Here is a 7,769-nt window from a genome sequence, read left to right as displayed (position 1 = left end):
GGGGCCGCGCCGGCCCCTGCGGGGCGGGGCCCCCCCGGCGGGGGGGGGCGGGGGGGGGGGGGGGGGGGGGGGGGGGGGCGCGCGGGGGGGGGGGGGGGGGGGGGGGGGGGGGCCCCCCCCCCCCGCCTCCAGGCGGTTGCGTCGTGAGCGGATTTCGAGGGCGGAATCATGCCTGGTCATGACCAGTCATGTCAAGAATCGCAACCGATTCGTTGATCATCCGTGATCCCCCGGAAACATGCGGATCACGAGTGTCCACAGGGTCGCACTTCATGGTTGACAACCCTGCGCGATGGGGCTTCACTGTCCAATACGCAACGTCCTTTCATAAAGGTCGGACAAAGGGAGTCAACGTGACACGCACGCGTTTCGCCGCACTCGGTGCGCTCGCCCTCGCAGGCGCGCTCGCCCTCACCGGGTGCTCCGCCGGAAGCAACGGAGCTTCCGACGGCGGCACGAAGTCCATCGGCACACCCGATGGCAAGGGCAAGACCATCACCGTCTGGATCATGAACGGCGACCTCAGCCCGAAGATCCTCGACGTCGCCGAGAAGCAGTTCACGAAGGCCACCGGGGCCAAGGTGAAGCTGCAGCTCCAGCAGTGGGACGGCATCACGACGAAGCTCACCACGGCGCTCGCCCAGAAGGACGCGCCCGACGTGGTGGACCTCGGCAACACGCAGGTGCCCGTGTACGCCGCGACGGGCGGTCTCATGGACCTCTCGCCGTACAAGGACGAGCTGGCCGACGGGCAGACGTGGCTCTCCGGACTCGAGGGCCCGGCGACCGTCGACGGCAAGCTCTACGGCGCCCCGCTCTTCGCCGGCAACCGCGCGGTGATCTACAACAAGAAGACCTGGGCCGACGCCGGTGTCACCGACGTCCCGAAGTCCTACGACGAGCTCACCGCCGACCTCGACAAGGTCAAGGCGAAGAACCCGCAGGCGGACTTCTCGGCGTTCTACATGCCCGGGCAGTACTGGTACGGCGGCCTGCAGTGGGTGTGGGACGCCGGCGGGCAGATCGCGACCGAGAAGGACGGCAAGTGGAAGGGTGCGATCGACTCGGCCGACGCCGTCAAGGGGCTGACCGCCTGGAAGGACTTCCAGAACACCTACTCGGCGAAGTCCACGCAGGACATCAACACGGACAAGCCGGCCGAGTCGGACGTCTTCGCCCAGGGAAACACCTCGGCGATCCTCGGTTCGGCGTGGGAGATCGGCTCGATCACCACGGCGAAGCCCGAACTCAAGGACCAGATCGGCACGTTCGCGATGCCGTCGCAGACCGAGGGCAAGACCCAGCCGGTCTTCCTCGGCGGCTCGGACCTCGGCATCCCGTCGAAGTCGGCGAACCAGGACCTGGCGCTGTACTACATGAAGATCCTCACCTCGAAGAAGTTCCAGCAGGACCAGGTGTTCGGGGTCGACGGGTGGGAGCCGAACTCGACGCAGCTGCTCGACGCGGTGGCCGGTGACGTGGACGAGCTCCACAAGCCGTACTTCGCGGCGGCGTCCACCAGCCGTCCGACGCCGGCGGCCCCGGGCTGGGCGACGATCGAGGGCGACTCGACGTTCCAGACGATGTTCGCGGACGTCGCCACCGGCAGGAAGTCGCCGGAGGAGGCCGCGAAGGGCTTCACGGAGCACCTCACGACCGCGCTCAACGCGCAGCAGTAGTCCATGACGTCGACTGCAGAACGGGTGCCCGGTCCGGTCCAGACCGGGCCGGGCACCCGGCGGCGCCGGTCGGTCACGACGTCCCGCGCGCCGCTGGTGCTGCTGGCGCCCGCCGCGCTGCTCCTGCTGGCGCTCGTCGTCTACCCGCTGGTCCGACTCCTGGTGATCTCCTTCCAGGACTACGGGCTCCGCGCGATCTTCACCGGCCAGGCGGGGTTCGCGGGCTTCACGAACTACACGAACGTCCTGACCGACGCGAGCTTCTGGCCGGTCATCCTCCGGACGGTCCTCGTCACGGGCGCGATGGTCCTCGGGACGATCGGCATCGGCATGGCGGTGTCGCAGCTGCTCACCCGGCTCGGTGTCGTGATGCGCACCGTCGTCAGTGTCGTCCTCGTCCTCGCGTGGGCGATGCCGAACGTCGCGTCGAGTCTCGTCTGGCAGTGGCTGTTCCAACCCTTCTACGGCGTGCTGAACTGGCTCATCACGCAGCTCGGCGTGTTCGGCGACCACACGCAGGACAACTGGGCGTCGAGTCCCGGGCAGGCCCTGACGATCGTGCTGTCGCTCGTCATCTGGCAGGCGGTGCCGTTCGTCGCACTGACGCTCTACGCCGCGCAGTCGCAGATCGCGCCCGAGTACTACGAGGCCGGGTCGCTCGACGGCGCGTCCGCGTGGGCGATGTACCGGGCGATCACCCTGCCCGCGCTCGTGCCGACACTGCTGCTCGTGACGATCCTCTCCGTGATCTGGGACTTCAACGTCTTCAACCAAATCTGGCTCCTCACCAAGGGCGGCCCGGAGGACACCACGCTCACGCTGGGCATCTGGACCTTCGTGAAGTCCTTCGTGTCGAACGCCTACGGGCAGGGCGCCGCGATCGCCGTCATCTCGACGGTGATCCTCGGGGCGCTCACCAGCTACTACATCCGCCGGCTCGTCCGGAGCGGGGAGGAGGACCTGTGACGACGACCACGACCCCCGGAGTGACCGGGGTGACCGCGTCGGAAGCGCAACCGGAGGTCGCGGAGGCCACCCGCGCCTCCCGGCCGGTCGCTCCCGTGCGCGCCCGCAGGCGGAAGCCGCGCGTGCTCGCGAACACCATCGCCGTGGTGTTCTGCCTGGTCTGGGTGTTCCCGATCTACTGGATGGTGAACACCGCGTTCAAGCCCGCGGACGAGGTCACGACGCTCACCCCGATCTGGTTCCCGTTGCGCCCGACGCTCGAGAACTTCACGCGTGCGCTGACACAGGACGGGTTCCTCGTGTACCTGCGGAACTCGGCCATAGTGGTCGTCGCAGCGGTCCTGCTCTCGATCGTCGTCGGGTTCCTGGCGTCCGCGGCGCTGTCGCGGTTCCGGTTCCGCGGTCGGCGGGCGATCCTCGTCGGCATCCTCTTCGTCCAGATGATCCCCTCCGGCGCGCTGCTCATCCCGCTGTTCCTGTCGTTCCAGTCGCTCGGGCTGCTGAACAGCTACATCGGGCTGATCCTGGCGTACGTCGCGAGCGTGCTGCCCTTCTCGATCTGGGTGATGCGCGGGTTCTTCGTCGCGGTGCCGGTGGAGATCGAGGAGGCCGCGAAGGTCGACGGCGCGGGGACGGTCCGGATCCTGTGGAGCGTGCTGTTCCCACTCGTGATGCCGGGCGTCATCGCGACGAGCGTGTTCGCGTTCATCGCGGCGTGGAACGACTACCTGACCGCGTACGTGATGCTGAAGGACCAGGGGATGTACACGCTGCCGGTGTGGCTGGCCGGGTTCTCGACCGACAAGGGGACCGACTTCGGCGGGCTGATGGCGGCGTCGGTGCTGTTCTCGGTGCCGGTCGTGGTGTTCTTCCTCATCGTGCAGCGGCGGCTCGTCAGCGGCATGACCGCGGGGGCCGTCAAGGGCTGATCCGCTCCGGTTCCCTACCCGCATCTGGTGGGCTCGCTTCAGGACAGGAGCGGGCCCACCGCTTCGTCGAGTCGCGGTGTCAGCGTCCTCGCCATCTCCTCCGTGAGGTGGTTCGTGTCGCGGTAGACCAAGACGTTCCAGAGCACGGGTTCACAGCGGTCGTCGCAGATCCACGGGATCGGGTCGACGAAGTGGGCACCGGTGGACTCGGCTGCGGCTCGTTGCGCCGTAGTCCGGTCGGCTTCCGTGAGGGACGACACCGGTGCTGCGCAGGCGTCGACGTCGTCGACCGAGGCAGAGAGGCAGCGGTTCGGCGTCTCGTCCCAGAAGGGCGTGTCGCCGAGCACCACCACGTCGGACCCGACGGCGCGGAGCTGTTCGACCGTGCGCGAGAGTGCTGCGCCCCACGCGCCCGCGTCGCCGTCGTCGAGGTACGAGTTGGCCGCGTTGGCGAGCACCACGACACCGGGCCGGAGATCCTCGATCTTCCGGAGCGCGTCCCGCCTCCAGGCGTCGCACTCCCGGTAGGGGCGTCCGAGCTCGACGGCGCGCACCGAGAGGTCGACGCTCGGGCACGAGGACTTCGTCATCGTGACGAGCTCGGCACCGCGGGCGTCCGCGAGGGCCTCGAGCGGCGTGACCCACTGCGCTGCGTGGGAGTCACCGAACAGCACGACGGTGTCCTCATCGTCGTCTGCTGCGTGCGCACCGTGCCGCTCCGGGCCCGCCGTCTCGGCTCCAGTCCCGGAGGTCCCGGAGATTCTGGAGGTCCCGCACGCCCGCGTCACGGTCGCGTCGAACCCCGCGTGGCAACCGTCGTCGTAGATCGGCGGGAGGCTGTCGGTCGCCGACGGGATCGACGGGGTGATGTTCGTCGGGACAGCCGTCGGGGACCACGGGCCGCGCAGGACGGCGGCTGCGGACGGTGCGGGCTCCAGCTCGTGGCCCGCGAGCCTCGGCACTGCGGTGGCGGGGATCGAGACCCCGGCGACGACGGCGACGGCGGTGGCCACCACGATCGGGCCGCGGCGCGCTGCACGCTCCGAACGACCCCACACGATGTGAGCGACCCCCCGCTCGAACACGGCGTGCGACGCCCACGCGAGCGCTGCCGTCAGCGCGAGGGCGATCCCCAGCTCGACCGGAGTCAACGATCGACCGGCCGAAGCCTCCCAGAGCACGAGGACGGGCCAGTGCACGAGGTAGATCGAGTAGGAACGGTCACCGACCCACCTGAGCGGTGGTGACCCGAGCGCACGGCGGAGGCGGGCAGGACCGGAGACGGGCAGGAGGACGAGCGCTGCACCGACGACCGGTAGCAGCGTCAACGGACCGGGCCACGGCATGTCGCTGTCGAGCAGCACGACCGAGCCGATCAGGAGCAGGAGACCCGTGGGGAGTACCCCGGATGCTGCGAGCCGGATGCCGGTGCCCCTCGCGGGTCGGCGTCGACGTGCCCGCTCGTGGACGGTGACGGCGAGCGCTGCACCCACCCCGAGCTCCCAGAAGCGGGCGTGCAGGCCGAAGAAGGTCCAGGGGCCGTTGACCTCCGAGGACAACACCATCGCGGCGAGACCGAGCAGGCAGCCAGCGTTGATGATCACCAGCAGGCCGCGGCGGCGCAGTCCGAGGGCGAGCAGGACGGCGATCGTGGGCGCCCAGACGAGGTAGAACTGCTCCTCCACGCCGAGGGACCAGAACTGCTGGAAGGGACTCTCGGCGTGTGCGGCCAAGTAGTCCGTGGCCGTGCGCGCCAACCAGACGTTCTCGAGTCCGACCAGGGACGCGACCGCCTCGGTGCGGAGACCGATCCGGTCGAGCGGCGGCAGGATGACGTGCGCCGCGGCCACCGTCCCGAGCACGGTCGCCGCAGCGGCGGGGCCGAGGCGGACGAGGCGCCGTGCGTAGAAGCGGCCGAGGCGGGTGCGGCCGCGGGCGCGCCGTTCCCGGAGGAGGTTGCCGGTGATGAGGAAGCCCGAGATCACGAAGAAGACGTCGACGCCGACGAAGCCGCCCGCGAACCCCGGTGTGGCGGTGTGGAACAGCACGACGGCGAGCACGGCCAGGGCCCGCAGTCCCTGCACGTCCGGCCGGAAGGAGCGACCCCGCTCGGTCGACGTCATTCGGATCTGTTCCGGCTCTGTCATCTCTTGATACTGGAGTTCCGCACACAGTGTTCCACAATTTTCCACATGTTGTATTCCAAAACGCGCGCGACGACGCTCGGCGAGCGGTCCGCTTTGTTGGTTTCACCTCGGAATGGTTGCGTTCGTGTGGGAAATGGACGTACAGTTCTCGAAACCCACGGGAACGAAGGAGTTCGGGCATGTACGCAACCGAGCGGCACGACGCGATCGCAGCAGCGCTGCAGGACGCCGGCCGGGTCTCCGTCGCCGATCTGGCCGAGCACTTCGACGTGACGACCGAGACCGTCCGCCGTGACCTCGACCTGCTCGAGTCCGCCGGGGTCCTGCGCCGCGTGCACGGGGGAGCGGTGCCCGTCGGGCGCTCCAGCGTCGTCGAGCTGACCGTCGCCGAGCGCGAGGGGCAGCACAACTCCGCCAAGTCCGCCATCGCCCGGGCCGCGATGCGCCTGGTCCCGCCGACCTTCACCGGCTCGATCGCCCTCGACGCCGGCACCACCTGCGCGGCCGTCGCCGCCGAGCTCGCACGGTGGGAACCCGCCACCACCGGAGCCACGCTCACCGTCATCACGAACTCCGTGCCCATCGCCGCGACCCTGCAGCACAGCGAGCACGTCGAGCTGCACCTGCTCGGCGGCCGGGTGCGCGGGGTCACCAGCGCCGCGGTCGGCACCGCCACCGTCGACCAGATCGGCGCCCTGCGGCCCGACATCGCCTTCGTCGGTACGAACGGCCTGTCCGCCGGGTTCGGTCTGAGCACCCCGGACGAGTACGAGGCCGCCGTCAAGGGCGCGTACGTCCTCGCAGCCCGCCGCGCCGTCGTGCTCGCGGACGCCGCGAAGCACGGGGTCGAGGCACTGATGCGGTTCGCCCGGCTCGACGAGATCGACACCGTCGTGACCGACCAGCAGCCGCCGGCCGACCTCGCCGGAGCCCTCACCGACGCCGACGTCGAGGTGGTCGTCGCATGAGCGAGCAGCACACGACCGCCCGCGCCGGCACGAGCACCCGCATCGTCACGGTCACCCCGAACCCGTCCCTCGACCGCACCATCGAGCTCGCCGGTGAACTCCAGCGCGGCGCTGTCCAGCGCGCGACCCGGAGCACGGCCGAGCCCGGCGGCAAGGGCGTCAACGTCTCCCGTGTCGTCGTCGCGAGCGGCGGCGACACCGTGGCGGTGCTGCCCGGCGACGAGCTCGACCCGGTCCTGCTCGGCCTCGCGACCCGGGGCATCCCGACCGCGGCGCTGCCGATCGGTGCCCCGCTCCGCTCGAACGTCACCGTCACCGAGCCGACCGGAACGACCACGAAGCTCAACGAGCCCGGGCCGTCGCTCGCCGGACGACTCGACGACCTCGCCGCCCTCGTCGCGGACACCGTCGGGGCGACCGCCACCGGACCGGCCGCCCGCTGGGTCGTGTTCGCCGGATCCCTGCCGCCCGGGCTGCCCGACGACGCGCTCGCCGTCCTGGTGCGGGCCGTCCGGGAGCGCCACGGCGACCACGTCCGGATCGCGGTCGACTCCTCCGGTGTCCCGTTCACCGCGCTGCTGCAGTCCGGCGAGCGGATCGACCTGGTCAAGCCGAACGCCGAGGAACTCGCCGAGGTCGTCGGCGGCGACCCCGACGAGTTCGAACGTGACGTCGATGCCGCAGCCGAGGCCGCCCAGCGACTCCGCGACAAGAACGTCGGCACGGTCCTCCTGACCCTCGGCAGTGCCGGCGCGGTCCTCGTGACGGAGCACGGGAGCCACGCCGCAGCAGCACCCCGGATCGTCGCGCGCTCGACCGTCGGCGCGGGGGACTCCTCGCTCGCCGGGTACCTGCTCGCCGAGGTCGCCGGGCAGTCGCCCGAGCGGTGCCTCGCCCAGGCCGTCGCCACCGGGGCCGCCGCAGCGGCGCTCCCCGGCAGCGACGTGCCCGCCCTCGACCACACCGACCCCTCGGCCATCACCGTCCGGGCGCTGCAGCAGCACGCGGCGACCGAACTGGCCTGACCCCCACCCCGAACACTGCACGTCCTGCGCCGCGCGGCGCCTTTGCAAAGGAGCA

Annotated in this window: 6 protein-coding genes; 5 read left to right on the top strand and 1 reads right to left on the bottom strand. The window is 70.4% G+C overall.

The window, feature by feature from the left end; genetic code table 11:
- The first annotated feature begins 353 nt into the window (after positions 1–353).
- The 3 genes from ABIC61_RS11540 to ABIC61_RS11530 are packed head-to-tail and all read left to right on the top strand — an operon-like array spanning position 354 to position 3,574.
- Positions 354–1,679, top strand: a complete 1,326-nt coding sequence (locus ABIC61_RS11540; RefSeq protein WP_354030012.1) for a sugar ABC transporter substrate-binding protein — start codon at positions 354–356, stop codon at positions 1,677–1,679.
- Between the two features lie 3 nt (positions 1,680–1,682).
- The gene (locus tag ABIC61_RS11535; protein ID WP_354030011.1) at positions 1,683–2,645 is read left to right on the top strand and encodes a carbohydrate ABC transporter permease; all 963 of its coding nucleotides are present in this window, start codon (positions 1,683–1,685) and stop codon (positions 2,643–2,645) included.
- Positions 2,642–3,574 (top strand): carbohydrate ABC transporter permease, encoded by a 933-nt coding sequence (locus ABIC61_RS11530; RefSeq protein ID WP_354030010.1) that lies wholly within the window; start codon positions 2,642–2,644, stop codon positions 3,572–3,574. The genes ABIC61_RS11535 and ABIC61_RS11530 overlap by 4 nt, the downstream gene beginning before the upstream one ends.
- Before the next feature lie 38 nt (positions 3,575–3,612).
- Here ABIC61_RS11530 and ABIC61_RS11525 read toward each other — a convergent pair whose 3' ends face one another.
- Positions 3,613–5,721, bottom strand: a complete 2,109-nt coding sequence (locus ABIC61_RS11525) for an acyltransferase family protein (RefSeq protein WP_354030009.1) — start codon at positions 5,719–5,721, stop codon at positions 3,613–3,615.
- Positions 5,722–5,900: 179 nt separating this feature from the next.
- Between ABIC61_RS11525 and ABIC61_RS11520 the strand changes: the two genes are divergently transcribed.
- Together ABIC61_RS11520 and ABIC61_RS11515 are read left to right on the top strand one after the other, a co-directional pair.
- A complete protein-coding gene (locus ABIC61_RS11520; RefSeq protein ID WP_144756403.1) occupies positions 5,901–6,689 on the top strand; it encodes a DeoR/GlpR family DNA-binding transcription regulator in 789 nt (262 codons plus the stop codon).
- Positions 6,686–7,714 (top strand): 1-phosphofructokinase family hexose kinase, encoded by a 1,029-nt coding sequence (locus ABIC61_RS11515; protein WP_354030008.1) that lies wholly within the window; start codon positions 6,686–6,688, stop codon positions 7,712–7,714. Before ABIC61_RS11520 ends, ABIC61_RS11515 begins: the two co-directional genes overlap by 4 nt.
- Positions 7,715–7,769: the final 55 nt, after the last annotated feature.

It is taken from the genome of Curtobacterium sp. 1544 (assembly GCF_040544915.1).
In the GTDB taxonomy this organism is placed as follows: Bacteria; Actinomycetota; Actinomycetes; order Actinomycetales; family Microbacteriaceae; genus Curtobacterium; species Curtobacterium pusillum_C.
Note: the sequence above shows the minus strand (reverse complement) of the source record. Positions and strands in the feature narration are given on the sequence as shown.

What these genes read in the sequence shown, in the direction of transcription:
- ABIC61_RS11535 (WP_354030011.1), top strand. Translation starts at nt 1,683, where the DNA reads ATGACGTCGACTGCAGAACGGGTGCCCGGTCCGGTCCAGACCGGGCCG.
- ABIC61_RS11525 (WP_354030009.1), bottom strand. Translation starts at nt 5,721, where the DNA reads ATGACAGAGCCGGAACAGATCCGAATGACGTCGACCGAGCGGGGTCGC.
- ABIC61_RS11520 (WP_144756403.1), top strand. Translation starts at nt 5,901, where the DNA reads ATGTACGCAACCGAGCGGCACGACGCGATCGCAGCAGCGCTGCAGGAC.
- ABIC61_RS11515 (WP_354030008.1), top strand. Translation starts at nt 6,686, where the DNA reads ATGAGCGAGCAGCACACGACCGCCCGCGCCGGCACGAGCACCCGCATC.